The organism is Streptomyces endophytica (assembly GCF_026153355.1).
GTDB lineage: Bacteria > Actinomycetota > Actinomycetes > Streptomycetales > Streptomycetaceae > Streptomyces > Streptomyces endophytica.
The window spans coordinates 1,233,211-1,251,619 of sequence record NZ_CP110636.1; the positions used below are offsets into that span (position 1 = coordinate 1,233,211).

At 72.4% G+C, this 18,409-nt stretch carries 9 protein-coding genes and 3 pseudogenes; 8 read left to right on the forward strand and 4 right to left on the reverse strand.

Annotation, left to right across the window (positions count from 1 at the left end; translation table 11 throughout):
• Positions 1-99: 99 nt before the first annotated feature.
• From OJ254_RS05560 to OJ254_RS05585, 6 genes and pseudogenes are all read left to right on the forward strand, one after another.
• Positions 100-759, forward strand: a pseudogene (locus tag OJ254_RS05560) (bifunctional DNA primase/polymerase); the annotation flags it as partial.
• Positions 760-1,016: 257 nt separating this feature from the next.
• The gene (locus OJ254_RS05565) at positions 1,017-1,898 is read left to right on the forward strand and encodes an ABC transporter ATP-binding protein (protein ID WP_423835838.1); all 882 of its coding nucleotides are present in this window, start codon (positions 1,017-1,019) and stop codon (positions 1,896-1,898) included.
• Positions 1,895-3,531, forward strand: a pseudogene (locus OJ254_RS05570) (transporter). The gene OJ254_RS05565 and the pseudogene OJ254_RS05570 overlap by 4 nt, the downstream one beginning before the upstream one ends.
• A 723-nt stretch (positions 3,532-4,254) precedes the next feature.
• Positions 4,255-6,567, forward strand: coding sequence for a hypothetical protein (locus tag OJ254_RS05575; RefSeq protein WP_265361481.1), 2,313 nt, complete (start codon positions 4,255-4,257; stop codon positions 6,565-6,567).
• 385 nt (positions 6,568-6,952) lie between these two features.
• Entirely contained in the window at positions 6,953-8,218 is a 1,266-nt protein-coding gene (locus OJ254_RS05580; RefSeq protein ID WP_265361482.1) for a hypothetical protein, read from the forward strand.
• Positions 8,219-8,546: 328 nt separating this feature from the next.
• Complete coding sequence (locus tag OJ254_RS05585; RefSeq protein ID WP_265361483.1) at positions 8,547-9,176, forward strand: hypothetical protein; 630 nt, start codon at positions 8,547-8,549, stop codon at positions 9,174-9,176.
• A 572-nt stretch (positions 9,177-9,748) separates the two neighbouring features.
• On the opposite strand, the gene OJ254_RS05590 is transcribed toward OJ254_RS05585, so the two are convergent.
• Together OJ254_RS05590 and OJ254_RS05595 are read right to left on the reverse strand one after the other, a co-directional pair.
• The gene (locus OJ254_RS05590; protein WP_265365062.1) at positions 9,749-10,624 is read right to left on the reverse strand and encodes an alpha/beta fold hydrolase; all 876 of its coding nucleotides are present in this window, start codon (positions 10,622-10,624) and stop codon (positions 9,749-9,751) included.
• A 1,468-nt stretch (positions 10,625-12,092) separates the two neighbouring features.
• Positions 12,093-12,785, reverse strand: coding sequence for an iron-dependent transcriptional repressor DtxR (locus tag OJ254_RS05595; RefSeq protein ID WP_030415691.1), 693 nt, complete (start codon positions 12,783-12,785; stop codon positions 12,093-12,095).
• Positions 12,786-13,153: 368 nt separating this feature from the next.
• Between OJ254_RS05595 and OJ254_RS05600 the strand changes: the two genes are divergently transcribed.
• Entirely contained in the window at positions 13,154-13,921 is a 768-nt protein-coding gene (locus OJ254_RS05600; RefSeq protein ID WP_265361484.1) for an SIS domain-containing protein, read from the forward strand.
• A 157-nt stretch (positions 13,922-14,078) separates the two neighbouring features.
• Here OJ254_RS05600 and OJ254_RS05605 read toward each other — a convergent pair.
• Both OJ254_RS05605 and pdxH read right to left on the reverse strand, forming a co-directional pair.
• Positions 14,079-15,537 (reverse strand): annotated as a pseudogene (locus OJ254_RS05605) (PAS domain-containing protein); the annotation flags it as partial.
• Positions 15,538-16,122: 585 nt separating this feature from the next.
• Entirely contained in the window at positions 16,123-16,845 is a 723-nt protein-coding gene (gene pdxH, locus OJ254_RS05610; RefSeq protein WP_265361485.1) for a pyridoxamine 5'-phosphate oxidase, read from the reverse strand.
• Between the two features lie 440 nt (positions 16,846-17,285).
• On the opposite strand from pdxH, the gene OJ254_RS05615 reads away from it, so the two are divergent.
• The gene (locus OJ254_RS05615) at positions 17,286-18,389 is read left to right on the forward strand and encodes a citrate synthase 2 (RefSeq protein WP_265361486.1); all 1,104 of its coding nucleotides are present in this window, start codon (positions 17,286-17,288) and stop codon (positions 18,387-18,389) included.
• The last annotated feature ends 20 nt before the right edge of the window (positions 18,390-18,409 follow it).

Consider the following 18,409-nt stretch of genomic DNA (forward strand, 5'->3'; position numbering starts at 1 on the left):
CCCACCGGTGCACCCATGCGCCCCACGTGCAAGAACGATGCGCCGGGCAGGTCATCCATTCGGCCGTAACCCTTGGTGACAGGGGCAGTTGTCATCTGCGTGGAAGAGACCATCGGAGTCACAGGAGCCTCGCAGATCCCCAAGCAGCGCGGCGAGCAGCTGCTCGACACTGCGGTGCGTTACGCGGAAGAACGCCACTGGGACGTGTTCCCCGGCGCATGGCTGGAGCACGACGGTGAGAGGCCGCGCTGCTCGTGCGACGCCGACGACTGCACCGTGCCCGGTGCGCACCCCATGGCGCCCGGCTGGGCCGGCCTGGCGTCCGGCAGCGCGACCGCCGTCCGCCGTATGTGGAGCAAGCAGCCCCGGCGTCGATCCTCCTGCCGACGGGGCGGACCTTCGAGGCCCTCGACGTGCCCGAGACCGCGGGCTGCCTGGCGCTGGCCCGTATGGAGCGCATGGGGCTGACGCTCGGGCCGGTCACCCGCACCCCGGACCGCCGGATGCTCTTCCTCGTCCTCCCCGGTGCCGCGGTGAAGGTCCCCGATCTCGTACGGGGTTGGGCTGGGCCCGGCCGCGCTCGACCTGATCTGCCGGGGCGAGGGCGAGTACATCGCCGCCCCGCCGACCCGGGTGGGGGCGCACGGGCTCGTGCAGTGGGCGCGCCGCCCCACCGCCACCAACCGCTGGCTGCCGGACGCGGAGGAACTGATCAGCCCCCTGGCGTACGCCTGCGCCCGGGACGCGGTGGCTGCCCGGGGCGGTGAACCGCGGGGCGGTGGACCGTGGGTGGCCAACCGCTGGGGCGGTGAACCACGGGGACGGCGAACCTCTGGGGTGCTGAAAGACGGGAACGGCGAACCGCGGGGCAGGGAGTTGCCCCCCGGCCGGGCCCCCGCACGGCCGGTCGTTGCCCGGCACGCCCTCCGCCCGACGGCTTGTCGGTGGCCGCTCGTATCGTGGGACTCAGACGGGGGTCAAGACGGCTCCTGCGGGGACGTCGGAGGGCAGGACCGGTGGGCAACGAGCCGGAACACAACGAGGTGCGGGCCGGGGCGGCGCCGCCCGAGCAGACATCGGCCAGTTCTCCGGGCGGGCCGTCCGCGGCCCCGGGAACCCTGGGCGGGGCACCCGCCGTCCGCGTCCAGGGCCTGTGGAAGAAGTTCGGCGAGCAGATCGCCGTCCACGGCATCGACCTGACGCTCCCCGCGGGCCGCTTCATCGGGCTGGTCGGCCCCAACGGCGCGGGCAAGACCACCACCCTCTCCATGGTGACCGGTCTGCTGCGTCCGGACTCGGGCGTGGTGGAGATCGGCGGGCACGACGTCTGGGGCGACCCGGTCGCCGTAAAGTCCCGGATCGGCGTGCTGCCCGAGGGGCTGCGGCTCTTCGAGCGCCTCTCCGGGCGTGAACTCCTCGCCTACATGGGCCGGTTGCGCGGACTGCCGGGCGACGAGGTCGACAAGCGGGCCGGCCAGCTGCTGGACGTCCTCGATCTCGCCGGCTCCCAGCACAAGCTGGTCGTCGACTACTCCACCGGTATGCGCAAGAAGATCGGTCTCGCCGCGGCGCTGCTGCACAACCCCGAGATCCTCTTCCTCGACGAGCCCTTCGAGGGCGTCGACCCGGTCTCCGCGCAGACCATCCGCGGCGTACTGGAGCGCTACACCGCCTCCGGGGCGACCGTGATCTTCTCCAGCCATGTGATGGAGCTCGTCGAGTCGCTGTGCGACTGGGTCGCGGTGATGGCCGGCGGACGGATCCGCGCGGACGGCCCGCTCGCCGAGGTCCGCGGCGCCGCGCCCACACTGCAGGACGCCTTCCTCGAACTGGTCGGCGCCAACGACCGCGCTGCCGGGCAGAGCCTGGACTGGCTGGGCGGTGGCGGCGCCCGATGAGCACCGAATCCACCGCGGTGGCCGCGCCTCCGGCCGCGGCGCCGAACCTCACCGCCGTCTTCGTACAGCTGAAGCTGACCCTGCTGCGCAACGGGCTCCGCCAGTCGGCCGGCCGCACCGTCGCGTACGTCAGCTCGGTCATCGTCGGCCTGCTGTTCGCGGCCGGCGCGGTGCTGGGGCTGATCGCGCTGCGCGGCAACGTCCATGTCGGCGCGCTGGCCGTGCTGTTGACCGGGATCCTCACGCTCGGCTGGGCGGTGATGCCGATGTTCTTCCCGACGGGTGACGAGACGCTGGACCCGACCCGCCTGGTGATGCTGCCCCTGCGGCCGCGCCCGCTGATCGGCTCCCTGCTGGTGACGTCCCTGATCGGCATCGGCCCGGTCGTCACCCTGGCGCTGGTGACCGGCGCGGTGATCGCACTGGCGGACGGACCGGCCGCCGCCGTTGTCGGCGTCCTCGCGGTCGTCCTGGTGGTGTTGGTGTGCGTGGCGTTGGCCCGCGCGGTCGCCACGGCGTCGGTGCGGCTGCTGACCAGCCGCCGCGGCCGTGATCTCGCCGTCCTGAGCGGCCTGTTCATCGCGCTCGGCGCCCAGGCCGTCAACATCGCCGCCCAGAAGCTCGGCCGCCCGGACGGCCTGGCCGTCCTCGAACCGCTCGGCGACGTCCTGCGCTGGCTTCCGCCGGCCTCCGCGATCGGCGCGGTCGAGGCCACCGGCCAGGGCGCCTACGGGCGCGCGGTGGCCGGCATGGCCCTCGCGGCGGTGGCCCTGGCGCTCCTCCTCTTCTGGTGGCAGCGCTCGCTGACCGCCCTGATGACGTCCCCCGACTCCTCCACCCTCCAGGCGGTGGAGAAGGACAGCGCGCGCCGGTCCGGCAGCGGTGAGGGCGGGCTCGTACGCCTGCTGCCCGGCGGCCGTACGGGCCCGGTCATGCTCCGTACGCTCCGCTACGCCTGGCGCGACCCCAAGTCGAAGATGTCCTGGGCGACAGCCCTCGGTGCCGGCCTGCTGGCCCCGGTCGTCTCCTCGCTCCAGGGCAACGGCAGCATCTACACCGCGTTCTCGGCGCCGGCGCTGCTCGGATTGCAGATGTACAACCAGTTCGGCCAGGACACCTCGGCCTTCTGGATGGTCGCCTCCACGATCGCCACCCCGCGCGACGCCTACCAGGAGCTGCGCGCCCGGGCGTGCACCCTCGCGCTGGTGGCCGTCCCGTACGTCACCCTCGTCTCGGTCGGCGCGGCCGCGTTCATCGGCCCGTGGTCCGACTTCCTGCAGGTGTACGGCCTCTCGTTGGCCCTGCTGGGCGCGCTGATCGGCACCGGCGCACTGACCTCGGTGATCTTCCCGTACTCGATCCCTCGGAGAGCAACAAGAACGTGGCCCCGGGCCAGGGCTCGATCGCCTGGTTCAGCCTCTTCGGCGGTGTCCTGGTGGGCGCCCTTCTGTGCGCCCCCCTCCTGGGCCTCACCATCTGGCTCCACGTCGCCGGCCTCCACCACCTGTTGTGGATCCTGCTGCCCCTGGGCGTCGTCTACGGCACCGGCGCAGCCGTACTGGGCCTCCGCCTGGCGGCCCCCCGCACCGTCAGGCGCCTGCCGGAGATCCTCGCGGCGGTGAGCAAGGGGTGAGGGCGGGCTGAGGGAGGGGCGGGCGGGCGGGTGGGTGGTCCGGGCTCCTGACGGGGTTGCCCGGCTGACGGGGTTGCCCGGCTGACTGCTTTGCCCGGCTGACTGCTTTGGTCTGGCGGGCGCTGCTCGGGCGGGGTCGCTCGGCTGACTGCTTCCGTCCGGCGGGCGTTGCTCTGGCCGGGTTGCCCGGCTGACTGCTTCCGTCCGGCGGGCGTTGCTCTGGCTGGCGCTGATCGGCGGGCGCTGCCTGGCTGGGTTCGATGCCTCGCGCGTATCCCCCCACCCCCGAACCCACCCCCGCCCCCCCCCCCGAAGGGGGAGAGGGGGAGGGGGCGGGGAAGCCCCGGCGTCGCCGCGGACGAGGCCGGCCCGGCGGTGTCCCAACGGCCGTAGGCAATGGACGCGTTGCCGCTACGTGCGCCCCGCTGGCCGGCCGAGGGAAGGCGGCAGCTGCTCGCCCCCCCCGCTCCCCCGCTCCCCCGCTCCCCCGCCGGGCCGGCTCCGCGTACGGGGGAAAGCACCTGGTCGGGCCGGGCGGGCAGCCCAACCCGTTGGGCGCTTCGGCGGGCTCCCCAGCAGCCTCATCGGTGAGGCGAGGCACCGCATTCAGGACGGGCGAGGCGCGCCGGTCGGGGCTGGTCGTGAAGTTATCCACAGGGTGCAGCGGGCGATCGGCAGGGGCGGTAGCGTCGTGGCATCGACAGAACGAGGGGTGGTGGGGCGGTGCTGCGCACCGGAGTTGTGCTGGTCATGGGCTGGTTGGCGGTGCTGTTCTGTGCCGGAGGGGTGCAGGCTGCGCCGGGCGGTGCCGACGCCCCGACGCAGACCGCCTATCTCGCCGGGCAGTTGCGCAAGAACCCGGTCTTCATCAGCGACCAGATCCCGCGCGCGGTCCCCCGGTCGACGGCACCGGACTTCGCCAAGGAAGCCCGGCGGCTGGGCGTCCCGACGTACGTCATGATCCTGCCGAACACCCACTACGGCTCCGAGGCCACCGGTCTGCTCGCCGGGGTCCATGACCGGCTGGCCCGCAAGGGCCTCTATGTGACGCTGAGCCCCACGGGTCTGGACGCGGTGCAGACGTACGGCGTGAGCCTCCCCGGCGCCGAGGACGCGAGCCGCGCGACGCTGTACGAGCTGCCGTACGACGCCACCCCGCGCGAGGTGTTCCGGCATTTCGTCGACGTGCTGACCTCCGGCCATGCGCATCAGCGCGCCGAGGCGGCACACGCCAAATACGGCGACTCGGTGGACGAGTTGCCGCTCCTCCACACCGACCGGACCGCCCGCGAGGACCAGAGCTTCGCGACCGGCGTCGCCGTCACCGGCATCCCGCTGACGGCCCTGCTGCTCACCCTGTACGCCGTGCGGCGCCGCCGGATACGGCGCGCGGCGGCGGCAGGCGGTCCGCTGAGCGCAGGGAAGCGGCCTGTCGCCCCCAAGACGACGGCCCATACGAAGCGAAGCCCGGCCGGAAGCAAGACGAAGGGCACGAAGGGAAGCAGGACAGGAAGCAAAAAGGCCGGCACCGGAGGGAGCGGAGCCGGGAAAGGCGCGAAGACGAAGAGCGTCGGGGCCTCGGGCGGGCAGCGTGTGAGGATGCTGCCCCTGGTCGTGGCGGCCGTGGTCCTGGGCGGCCTGGTCGCGTTCGCCGCCTCGCAGGTCTTTGACGACACCACCAGTGGGGATGGTTCGCTTCCCACCGCCGCCGATATGCGGGCGAGGGTCGATCGGGTGGCCGAAGGGCTGCGCCGTGACCCGCTGTACGTCGATCCCGAGAGCCCACCCGCACTGGACACCGCCGAGCGCACCCATCTGCGCACGCAACTACGGGCGCTGCGCATCCCGACGGTGATCGCCGCCGTCTCCAGCAATCCGGACGACGAGTCCGACGGCAACAAGGACCTGCTGCTCAAGGCGCTGCACGACCGGTTGCACCGCAAGGTCCTGATCGTGCTGGCCGAGCCCTCCGACGGCGGGATCGAGCTCGCCAACTACGGCACGCCCGTGGATCCGACGTATCTGATGAACCGGCCGCGCTATCTGGAGTACTCCGGGTCCGCCGACCCGGCACTCGGCCGCCGTCTCGATCAGCTGCTGACGTACCTCGGCAAGGCCAAGGCCGCCAAGTCGGGCGCCGCCGAGTCGGATCCCCTGGGCTACGACCCGCCGCCGGCGGTCGATCCGGTCGAAGAGCAGGCGCTGCCCGGCCTGTTCACCGGGGACTTCCACCCCGGCCTGGTGCTCGGCGTCTTCGCCGCGCTCCTGGTCACGGGGCTGGTAGCGGCCGGTTGCGGAACGATACGCGTGATCGTGATGGCCCGGCGTCGACGCTACGGGGCGGGTGGTGGCTCCGGTGCCGGTGCCGCCCATGGCCCACATGCTCCGGTGCGGCCCTCGTTGGCATGGCTGCGGCGAGCCGCCCGCCATGACCTGGATGCCCTCACCGCAGCGCTCGAACCGGGGACAGTGCCGGAACCGGGAGCACCCGAACCGACGGCTGCTGCGCTGCCCGCGGAGGCCCAGCGACGAGCCTGGGAATGCCTGGATGCGGCCGCGTTGCTGATCGATGGGGACAGCGACGGCCGGATCGACGCGGATGCCACTCCGGCCGTGCTCGCCTGCGCCATCGTGCTGGCCCGTGCGGGCCGTACCGCGATCGACGAGCCGGCCTCGGCCCGCCACGTCTGCCACCGCAATCCGCTGCACGGCACCGCCCGTAAGCGCACGGAGAAACGCCCGGGCGGCGGCACCCCCGGCGGCGCCACCCGCAGCACCACCGACGCGGCCGGCGCTCGCGGCACCGGCGGTCCTGCCGCCCGCCGCCGCGCTGCCAGCGCGATGTGGACGCTGCCGGTGTGCGAGGGGTGCCGGGTGACACCTGGTGCCGTGCTGAAACTGCGTTCCGAGGAGAGCAAGGGGCGCGGAGCGTACGTCCCGTATGCCACCCTGCCCGGGCCGCTGGCCACGCTCGCCGACGGCGCCGAAATAGATCAACTCACCCGCGATGTACGGGAGTACTTCGGTGTGCACTGACCCTGGCGCCCCGGCAGCCGCAACCCAGCGACGAGGCCGGCCCGCGCAACGACGCGGCTGGTTCGCCCCACAACGCGACCGGATAACTGAACAAACTGAACAACGCGACCGGGCCGCTCATCAGCGGGGTCAGGCAGCCCAGCGGCGGGATCCGATCAACCGGCCAGGCGCCACCCAAGCCGCACGGCCCGGCGCCACCCCGGACGCACGGCCCGGCACCACGGCTCCCCGGCCCAGCGCCACCCGGGCTGCACTGCCAAGCCGTTGGGCGGCCCGCCGGCAGTGGTCCACGCGCTCCGTCTCGCTCCCGCTCTCGCTCGCGCTCGGGATATCAGCCGCCACCCTGCTGTACGGCGCGGCCTCCCCCGCCATGGCTACACCCACCATGGCCACGACCAAGGCGACCTCTGTGGCCGCGGCCACTGCCGCTGCCGGGCAGGTGGGGCAGGCCGGCCACGGTCCGACCAGTCCGGGCAAGAAGATTGCGGAGGCGCTGCGGGGATCTCCCGTGTATGTGGATCCCTCGCTGGCGACGGCCGTTGATGCGTCGCAGCAGCGGGAGCTGGTCACGCAGATCAAGGAGACCAAGCTGCCGATCCGCGTCGTGCTGGTGCCGCTGGTCGAGGGGGACAGCTGGGGCGGTAAGCCCGAGCAGCTTGCCGAGGTGGTGCACGACCGGATGGGCGGCGGCCCGTCCATCCTCATCACGCTCGGGGACCTGCCCGACGACATCTCCGCCCGCGAATGGCCCGAAGGCGCCCATCAGGCGATGCACGCCGCCGCGGCGGTTTTCTTCCAGGACGACATGAAGGGCACGGGGCTGGCCAAGCGCGTCTCCCGGGCGATCGGCATCATCAAGGCGGGCAACGGCGACAAGGTGTACAAGGAGGCCACGGCCAGCCTCGGCAAGCCGAAGCCCACGCAGTCGGGTGGGGCCGACGGGACGGGCAAGGACGCCTCCCGTGCGGGGAGCGGTGGGTCTCCGCTCGTCCGGCTGCTGAGCCTGGTCGTCGGGCCGGTGTTGCTGTTGGCCGCGGCGGAGTTGTTGTTGCGCCGGCGTTCGCGGCTGCGTGATCTCACGACGCCGTTCGCGCTGCCGCGCTCGGTCTTCGCCGCCGCTCGGCAGGCCGACGAAGCCGGGCTGCGCGACCGGGCCACCGAGGAGGTGGTGCGCCTGGGTGAGGAGGCACGTGCGGCGCAGGGTGATCCGACGACCGTCGAGCGGGCCCTCGATGCGTACGCCGCGGCCGGCACGGTCCTGGACCGGGCCCGCGGAGCCGTCGACCTGGCAGGGGCGTTCGCGCTGGTCGCCGAGGGCCGCGCGGCACTGTCCAAGGCTCCGGCGACCCTCCCGCTGTGCTTCTTCCACCCGCTGCACGGGCCTGCCGTGCGCCGCATACCCTGGCGGCCGCTGGGCCGCCGCGAGCAACTGCGGGTTGCCGCCTGCGAGACGTGCCTGCGCGCGGTACGGACCCGGCGCGCGCCGGAAGTGCTCACGGATCGGCGGGACGGCCGACCGGTGCCGTACTTCGAGATACCCGCCGAGGACAGCATCTGGGCGGCCACCGGGTACGGCTCGCTGCTGGGCGGGGACGGCGACTCGCTCGCGGCGCGCGTCCAACGCGGTGACTTCACCCGCACGTTGGACTGATCCGGGCCTCAACTTCCGCTGCCGTGATAGCTGATATGTCGGGAGAAAATTTGCTGATGCTTTATCGACGCGGCAGCCGTCGAGGTTAATCAGTTCGACAAATGGAGAGAAAGTTCAGTTAACGCCGCGAATGCATTGTCCTCACACCTCGACCATTCCCCACCCTTTGCGGGAAATCGACGCGAAATAGTCGGAGTTGATTGCACGAACCCCGGCCAGAATCGCTTCGACAAAAGAGTTGCACGGTCTTACGCTCCGCCGAAACAGCCGTTCGCACACACCGGAATGGTGGAGGCGCGCGGGGGAGAACGTCTGCTGGGAGAGCGTTTTGCTGCACACGAAGACCGCTTGGCTGCGCGTCGCCGCGCCCGTCGCCGTACTGGCGCTGGCCCTGACCGCCTGCGATGGAAAGAAGGATGCGTCCGCCACGCAGGACGGCCGGAAGAGCAATGCCGGCGCTGATGCCCCCAAGACGGAAAAGACGTCGGACCCGGACGGCGGCGGTGAGCAGAAGTCGGGCCAGACCGGCACCGGGCGGTTCAAGGAAGAGAGCGCGAATATCACCTACGAGGTCGTCGCGCAGAAGGTCCACGTGGGCACCGAGGCCGAGGCCAGGAAGCTGGTGTCGGATCCGAAGGACGCCAAGGGGCTGGTGGCCGCGACTGCTTGGGTGAAGTTCACGAACAAGGGCGGCGGTGTCGTCAAGGACATGCCCAAGGTGGGCAACGAGACCGAGCTCTACGGTGACGGTCGGCCCGGCGCCCTGCTGATAGGTGCCGCCGAGGATGGCCCCGGCTGCGAGGACACCATCGACATCGAGAGCTGGAAGGCCGGGCAGAGCCACACGATCTGCCAGACCTACATGATCCCGAAGGGCACCAAGTCCGTGGAGGTCCACTGGGCGGGCGAGGGCCAGAGCGACTCACCGTTCGTGTGGAAGTTCAACAACGCGGGCTAGTGGGGTTGTTGGGGGCAGTGGGGCTGTTGCGGGCAGTGGGGGCGTTGGGGGCAGTGGGGCTGTTGCCGACAGAGGGGGTGTTGGGGGGCGGGCGATTGGTGGGGCGAGCGAGCCGCTGACTGCTGGCAGTCACGAGCGTCGAGGAGCGCCGCCGGCCCCGACGCGTCCGAAGGGTGCGCTGACGAGCCTCCCGACGAGTGTCGGGGAGCCCTGACGCGGGGGCACGAGTGCTGCGACAGAGCCGGCGAACTGCTGGTGTAGCCCGTCGGCGACCAGCCGGCCTCCCCTCCGGCCTAACCTCCGCACGCACACGCCCACACGCCCACACCCACACCCACACCCACACGCCCACGCCCGCGGTGGGCCCGCCCCTGCGCCGCGGCCTTGTTGTTAAGGGCCGTGGCGCGCCCGCCACCCGCCGAAGACCGGCCGTGGCGGGCCGTGGCGAGGCGTGCGCCTCGGCTGTTCGTGACCGGGGCCGGGCGCACCGGGCCGGGCCGTCGCGGTCGGTGTTTCTCGCGGCCGGTCGGCGGCGCTGGTCCCGGTCACCCCCCTCCCGGCCGATCCTCCGCTCAGGCCGGCAGCGTCGCCGCGTTCAGGAAGGGTTCGATGGCGGCGCACCAGTCGTCGGGTTTCTCCCAGGGGAGGAGGTGTCCGGCGTCGGGGATTTCGGCATAGGCGCCGCGCGGGAGGACGCGGACCATCTCCTGGGCCTCGGCGCGGCCCAGTTCGGCGTCCAGGCCGCGGACGACGAGGGCCGGGCAGGTCACCTGGGCGAGCTCTTCCCAGTGGGCGTCATGGACCCAGGTCTCGCGGGCGGTGAGCATCTGGCGCCGGGAGAAGACCGGGCGCCAGCCGTCGGCGCGCTCGGCCATCACCTCGGCGAAGAACTCGCCGCGAGCCGGGCGCGGCCGCTCCAGCGTCGGGTCGTCCTCGCCGAACCACTTGCGGACGTCCGCGAGCGTGGCGAACGGCACCGGCCAGGAGCGGAACCACTCGGTCCACTCGCGTTGCGAGGCCGCGCCCAGTGCGGAGGCCCGCATATCGCAGATCACCAGCGCACTGACCAGATCCGGGCGCCGGGCCGCTAACTGCCACGCCGTCAGCGCACCCATGGCATGGCCGACGAGGGCGACCGGAGCCAGGTCGAGCTGCTCGATGGCCACGATGGCGTCCTGGACGTACGCCTCGCGGTCGTACGGCCCGTCGGCGGGCTTCTCGCTGCGGCCGTGGCCCCGCTGGTCCAGGGCGACCGGGCGGTGCCGGGCGCTCAGCCGGCGGGCGGTGTCCGCCCAGTGTGAGGCGCGGCCCATCAAGCCATGGAGCAGCAGCACGCCGGGCCGCTGCTCGCCCCCTCCCAACCCGCCGTCGATCTTGGGCGGGTCGGTGAATTCCCAGGCGGCGAGCCGTACGCCGCCGGCCCCTGTCACATCGATGCGCCGCACCATGTGCTCTGGCACCCCCAATCGTCCCTTGAGCAGCTCCACACTATCGAACCCCTATTCGAACGCACCGTTCCAGCGCCCAACACCCCTCGTTCGAGTGACCTCTCTCAAGGATTGGCCGCGCTCGCCACGGGGAGACATCTGCCGGGAGGCGGGCCCTACCGGGAAGGGGGCCCGTGGGGGAAGACCCTGAGAGCTCGGGGCTCCGGGTCTTGGGTGGGGGACATGGGGAGGCAGGGCCCCGGCTGCTCGCAGCGCCGGGGCCCTGACCGTCCCGCACTCTGTGGATGCATCCGAGCCCCCTCCCCGGCCTGGACAGGCCCGCGCAGGGCCATGCGTCAGCGTGACACGCAACCGGCCGAACCGCACGGATTCGCACAAGTCCGTTCAACGGGCAATCACTTGACGAGCCCACCGAACGGAGTATCAGCGCAGCTCAGCGGGCTCATGGAGGAAGGCGACGGCGGGGGCGGCAGGAAAAATCGGGAGGGGCGAGGGCGGGGCGGGAAGGGCGGGAGGTCGGGGAGTAAGGCGCGGAGGAGGAATTTGCCGGGGAGGGGCGAGCGCGCGCCTGGGGTGCGGCCCACCTGCCACTGACGGGAATGTTCCGGTCCGGAGGGGCGAGCGCCCGCCTGAGGTGCGGAGAGCCTCTTGCCCTGCGGGATTTTGGGACGTAAATAAGGGTGTCCTGTGGCCAACTGCCCCTGGAGGGAGTCTTCGGGAACCCGTCGATGATCCGAGGGTGCCCCCGGCCCCCAGCCCCCGGCCGGGCCCTTGGCCGGGCCGCCACCGGACCGGCACCGGGCCTCGGCCTCCGCCGCGGCGCTGCCGCGCCTCTGCCGGCCCCGCTGCACCTCGGTCACACCGGAACGGCCCGCGGAAACGGTCCCCCGCGCCCACCCGCCGAAGACCCCGGACACAGCCCCTCGACACAGGGCGCCGAGACGGCCGCACACAGGGTCCGCCAAAACCGCCCGCCGAGACGACCACCGAAAGCCCGCCGCACCGGCCCGCCCGGACAACTCACCGAGACGGCCCACCCGGACAGCTCCACCGAATCGGCCCCGAAGAGGTTCGTCGAAGCGGCCCGACACAATCCGTCCGTCGAGAGAGCCCGTCGCGGGCCTGCCTGCTAAACGGACGCCAGGCAGCCCACCGAACGGCCCCACCAGGACAGGCCGTCGACAGAGCCGCCGAACGAGCCCGCCAGAAAGGTCCGCCGACGCAGCCCAAAACGGTCCGCAGCAGCGATCACCAAAACGGTCCGCCACAACGACCACCGAAGCGGTCTGCCGCAGCGGTCACCGAGAAGGTCTGCCGCGACGGCGACGAGACGGTCAAGTGGCAGCCCGCCGGGGCGACCGCCAAAACGGGTAATCGGCACCCCGCCGGAGCGGCCGCCGGAACGGTCAATCGGCAGCCCGCCGGAGCGGCCGTCGGAGCGGTCGGCCGGCGGCCCGTCGGGACGGTGTCAGCGCTTGGCGACGAAGACGTGGGAGGCGATGTCGGAGGTCAGTTCGGCGGCCTCGCCACTGCTGCCGACCAGGACGCCGGCCGGGGACTCCGTCACGCTCACCACGGCGCCCGGCTGCACTCCCGCGCGGCGGAGCGTGTACATCAGCTGGGCGTCCGCCTGGATCGGCTCGCCGATCCGGCGCACCACGGCCGTCTTGCCGTCCGCCCCGGCGTCCAGGTCCATCAGGCTCACCATGCCCGCGTCCAGGAACGGGTCGGCCTCGGCCTTCTCGCCCAGCTCCTCCAGGCCCGGGATGGGGTTGCCGTACGGCGACTCCGTCGGATGCCGCAGCAGCTCCACGACGCGGCGCTCGACCGCCTCGCTCATCACGTGCTCCCAGCGGCACGCCTCGGCGTGCACCTGCTCCCATTCGAGCCCGATGACGTCGACGAGCAGACACTCGGCGAGGCGGTGCTTGCGCATCACCCGCGTCGCCAGCCGCCGGCCCTCCTCCGTCAGCTCCAGGTGGCGGTCGCCGGCGACCGTCAGCAGCCCGTCGCGCTCCATGCGGGCGACCGTCTGGCTCACCGTCGGGCCGCTCTGTTCGAGCCGCTCCGCGATGCGGGCGCGCATGGGCACCACACCCTCCTCCTCCAGTTCGAGGATGGTGCGGAGATACATCTCCGTGGTGTCGATCAGTCCGGACATGCGTGCCCCTCGATGTGTGGTGCGGTGGCCCTGGACTCAATTCTGACGCATCCCACTGACATCGGTGCCTCCTCGTCCGCCCACCGGACCCTCACGGTGGTATGGCGCGGCCGTATTGACAGGGCACTGGTCCAGACCGCAACGTGATCCGCGCCACTGATCACAAGTGGCCGGGATGGGCGTGGTGGGAACGGGCATGGCCGGGATGGGCGTGAACGGGACGGACGTAAACGGGACGGGCGTGAAGGCGAGGGGGAACGCGGGGTCGGCCCGGGCGGTGCCAGGTGACCCAACGCAACGCAACACAACACCGCATCGACAGCGCGAGAACGCATACGAGACCCCCAGGAGAGGGAGGGCCCGCGGCAATGGCTGACGGCGACCGCAGTGACCAGCTGGCCGGGACGTACTTCGACGCCGCGATCGATCTGCTGCGGCAGGTCCGCGACGAGGAGGGCGAGCGGATCACCGCGGCGGGGCGGCTGATCGCGGACACCGTGGTGGCGGGCGGGCGGGTCTTCTCCTTCGGCGCCGGGCACTCCTCGCTGCCCGCGCAGGACACGGTCTACCGCGCCGGCGGCCTGGCGATCATGAACCTGCTCTCCGTCCCCGGGGTCGTCGGCATGGACGTACGGCCGGCGACGCTCGGCAGCGCCCTGGAGCGCGTCGACGGGCTGGCGGCGGCCGTATTGGACACCAGCCCGCTGGAGGCCGGTGACGTACTGGTGATCATCTCGCTCTCGGGGCGCAACGCGCTCCCCGTGGAGATGGCGATGAACGCCCGGGCCCTCGGCATCAAGGTCATCGGCGTGACGTCGGTGGCGTACGCGGAGGCCACCAAGTCCCGGCACGCGTCGGGCGACTTCCTCAAGGACCACTGCGACCTCGTCCTGGACAGCCGGATCCCGGTCGGCGACGCGGAGCTGACGCTGCCGGGCATCGACGCGCCGTTCGCGCCGGCCTCGACGGTCGTCACCAGCGCGATCATGCAGGCCGTGGTGGCGACCGCGGCGGGCACGCTCGCCGAGCGGGGCATCGACCCGCCGTTGTTGCGCTCCGGCAACGTCGACGGTGGGCACGACTGGAACGCCCGGGTGATGAGCGACTACGCGGACCGGATCTTCTACCGGAACTGAACCGGTACCGGTACCGGGTAGGGGGTATCGGTACCGGGTTCCGGCACCGGGTTCCGGCACCGGGCACCGGGTTCCGGGCACCGGCCCCAGGTACCGGGTACCGGCATCGAGCCGGTCGGCAGGCCCGCCGCCCGCCCCGTCAGCAGGACGACGCGCCCGCGAGGTCCAGTGCCGCGGCGATCCGGGCCGCGACCTCCTCCGCGTACTCCGCGTCCGCGCGGTCGAAGGGGCGGCGCGCGGGCAATCGCAGGAACGTCAGCACGCCGAGCGTGCGGCCGCGGCTGCGCAGCACCACGCACAGGCCGTGCACGGCCCCGTCCGGCCAGTGGCGGGCCGCCGCCCAACTCTCGGGCGCGGCGGCACCGGCGCTCGTACGGACCGAACCGCGCCGCGCGTACGCCTGGAGTGCCGGGTGGCCCGGTACGTAGGGCACGGGGATGCCGGTCGCGGTGAGCGCCACACAGGGCCCCGGGGAACCGGCCGGGAGGCCAGCGTCCGCACCAGGCCGCACGGCGCCCCGGCCCGCTCCCCCACGGGCTCCGCGCCCTCGTCGCCCGAGCCTGCTCCCCCGGCCTCGCGCCCCCGTCACCGCTCTCGCACGCGCCGCCGGCCCCGCCACCGCCCTCGGTCCCGTGCGTGGTGTCGGCCCCGTATGCGCCGTCCGCGCCGTACGCGCCGTCTATCTCGTATGTGTCGTCCGCGGTGACCGTCCCGTACGGGGCCGGGGCGGCCCGGTGGTTCATGGTGAGGTCGACCAGGCCGTGGTCGGCGAAGCCCGCCAGGGCGAAGTCGAGGTGGACCGCGGCGGCCTCGGACGGGTCCGGGCACTCCGCGGCCGCCCGGCCGGCGCGGTGCAGCTGATGGGCCCGGAAGCGCAACAGTGAGCCGTCCTGCTCGGCGCGTTTGGCGTCGGTGACGTCCTGGAAGAGCCAGGCGACGCCGAGCGGCACCGGCTCCTCCGCCAGCGGGGACGCCAGCCGGACGAAGCCGCTGCGCCAGCAGCGGCGTGGATGCTCGGCGTCCTCGGAGCGCAGGGTGACCCAGAATTCGGCGACGGCCGGCGGGGCGCCCTCGCCCAGGACGTGCTGCAGGGCGCACTCCAGCTCCTCGACGCCCTGGTCCAGCAGTTCGCCCAGCGGCCGGCCCAGCAGGGCAGTCCGGCCCACGCCCAGGGCACGGGCGGCGTGGGCGTTGACGACCGCGGGCCGCAGATCGGCGTCGACCAGCACCACGCCCCACGACGCGTCCTCGAAGAGCGCCTCACTGAGCGCGATGGAACGCTCCAGGTCGATCTGGGTGTGCACCTCACTGAAGGCGCAGTACGCGCCCGCGACCCGGCCGTCCGGGCCGCGCACCGCCGAGCACTGGGTGCGGACCAGCACCCGGTGACCGTCCTTGGTCAGCAGGGCGAACTCGTGCACCTGGCGGCCCGGGGAGCGCATCGCGGCCGCGAGGACGGTCTCGATGCCCTCGGCGTCCTCCTTGCGGACCGCCCAGCCGGCCAGGCCCGTACGGCCGACGGCCTCGGCGGTGGTCCAGCCCAGGATGCGCTCGGCCTCGTGGTTCCAGTGGGTGACCGTGCGGTCGGCGGTGAAGGCGACCAGGGCGGCGTCCATACCGTCCAGGAGGGCGGCGAGGAGTCCGGAGTCGTCGGACTCCTCGGCGGCGCGGCGCGGCGGGACCGACGCACCGGAAGAAAGACCGGAAGAAGCCGACGAAGCAGTCACTGGCACCCCTCACGAACCCGGCTGCACGTGCCTCACCTGGGCACATTGAACTGGAACGTGACCTGCAACACACCCGTTTCCCGGAAATCGTTGTTTCCCGAAAAAAAATCCGTTGTGCGGGGCGGGCCGGCTTCCTAGTGTGTGGAGCACACGAGAAGGGAGGTGGTTCGGCAGATGATTTCGCACCGGACGCGTGAGGTGGCTGCGGGCTAGCGGCCCGACGCTTCACCGAAGTGCAGCGCCGGACCAGCGCATACTGCAGATGCGCAGCCGGCCAATCCCAAGCAGTCACCCGACCCGCGGGCTGCCGGTTCGTCCGACCGGCCCTCTGCGCCACCGAGCGCGGAGGAAACAGCCCGCGGGTCGTCTGCGTTCCGCCCGGCCCCCGGGCGATACCCACTGCCCCCGGGCAACGAGAAACGGCCCGGCGGAAACCCGCCGGGCCCGTGCCGGAAGCCGCACGCCAGGACGGCGTCAGGGCGCCAGGCGCTCCACCCGCCAGGTGATCTCGGCGGCCCCGGTTCCCGTCCCGGCGTCGGCCGCCTTCTCACGTACGTAGCGCAGCCGGTCGTGCAGCCGGTTGTGCCGGCCCTGCCAGAACTCGACCGTTTCGGCCGCGACCCGGTAGCCGCCCCAGTGCGGCGGGGCGGGTACCTGCTCGCCCTCGGGGTAGCGGGCCGCCAATTCCTGGTAGGCCTGCTCCAGTTCGGTGCGCGAGGCGACCGGGGCGGACTGATCGCTGGCCCAGGCGCCCAGCTGGGAGCCGTGCGGGCGGGTGCGGAAGTAGGCGGCGGTCTCGTCGCGGCCGATGCGCTCGGCGGTGCCCGTCACCACGACCTGGCGGGCGAGGGGGTGCCAGGGGAACAGCAGCGAGACATAGGGGTTTTCGGCCAGTTCGCGGCCCTTGCGGCTGTGGTAGTTCGTGAAGAAGACGAAACCGCGGTCGTCGAAGCCCTTGAGGAGCACGGTCCGTGAGCTCGGCCGGCCGGCGGCGTCCGCGGTCGAGACGACCATGGCGTTGGGCTCGTGCAGACGGGCCACGGTCGCGTCCGTGAACCAGCGCGCGAACTGGTCGTACGGGCTGGCGGCGAGGTCGGACTCGGCGAGTCCCTCGGCGCGGTAGTGCGCCCGCATGGAGGAGGGATCGGGGATCTCGTGATGCGCGTCGGCTGGGTGCACGGCCTCATCTTGCAACATCACCCGCGACCCGGTCAGCTGGGAGGGGCGGAAGTCTGCCCCCGTCGACCAGCCGTAACCCTCCCGTAGGCAAATCGACCAGTGTGCCGGATCTCACGCTTCCCCGCAGGTGGGGGACCCGCCAAAATCATGGCCCGGCCCACTGTGGCCCCTGGACAGGGGAAGCTATCGTGTTCCGTCCGGACTGACGGGACGCAATCACCCTGACGGGACGCACCACACCTCCGTACCGCACGACACCGCGTCCGCCGGCCCGCGGCCCGACCCACCGCGGGCAGCGCCTCGCGTGGCCCAAGCCCTGGCGGGGCATCACCCGGGTGACCGGAACGGACCGCGAGCTGCCCGGCGCAGCCGCGTAACCGCTTCGGCACCGCACCAGACCCGACCGCACGGCAGCCGGTCACGGACCGTATGCCGACCCCATTTTGAGGAGCCGCCTGATGTCCGACTTCGTACCCGGACTCGAGGGAGTTGTCGCGTTCGAGACGGAGATCGCCGAACCGGATAAGGAAGGCGGCGCGCTCCGTTACCGCGGGGTCGACATCGAGGACCTCGTGGGACACGTGTCGTTCGAGAACGTCTGGGGGCTGCTGGTCGACGGGGCGTTCAGCCCCGGGCTGCCGCCCGCCGAGCCGTTCCCGATCCCGGTGCACTCCGGCGACATCCGGGTGGACGTGCAGTCCGCGCTGGCGATGCTCGCGCCCGTATGGGGCCTGAAACCGCTGCTGGACATCGACGAGGCGACCGCCCGCGACAACCTCGCCCGCGCCGCGGTCATGGCGCTGTCGTACGTCGCCCAGTCGGCGCGCGGGCAGGGCCTGCCGATGGTGCCGCAGAAGGAGATCGACAAGGCCGAGACGGTCGTGGAGCGCTTCATGAAGCGCTGGCGCGGCGAGCCCGACCCCAAGCACGTCAAGGCCGTCGACGCGTACTGGACCTCGGCCGCCGAGCACGGCATGAACGCCTCCACGTTCACCGCCCGGGTCATCGCCTCGACCGGCGCGGACGTCGCGGCCGCGCTGTCCGGGGCGGTCGGCGCGATGTCCGGCCCGCTGCACGGCGGCGCCCCGTCCCGCGTCCTCGGCATGATCGAGGAGATCGAGCGGACCGGTGACGCCGGGGCCTACGTCCGGCAGGCGCTGGACAACGGCGAGCGGCTGATGGGCTTCGGCCACCGTGTCTACCGCGCGGAGGACCCGCGGGCGCGGGTGCTGCGGCGCACCGCGAAGGAACTGGCCGCCCCGCGCTTCGAGGTCGCCGAGGCCCTGGAGAAGGCGGCACTGGAGGAACTCCACAACCGCCGCCCCGACCGGGTGCTGGCCACCAACGTGGAGTTCTGGGCCGCCATCGTCCTCGACTTCGCCGAGGTCCCGGCGCACATGTTCACGTCGATGTTCACCTGCGCCCGTACGGCGGGGTGGAGCGCGCACATCCTGGAACAGAAGCGGACGGGCCGACTGGTCCGGCCGTCGGCCCGATACGTGGGGCCTGGTGCGCGGAGCCCGCGCAAGATCGACGGCTTCGAGAGCCTCTCGGGGCGTTAACCCCACGTACCTGGCCGTCC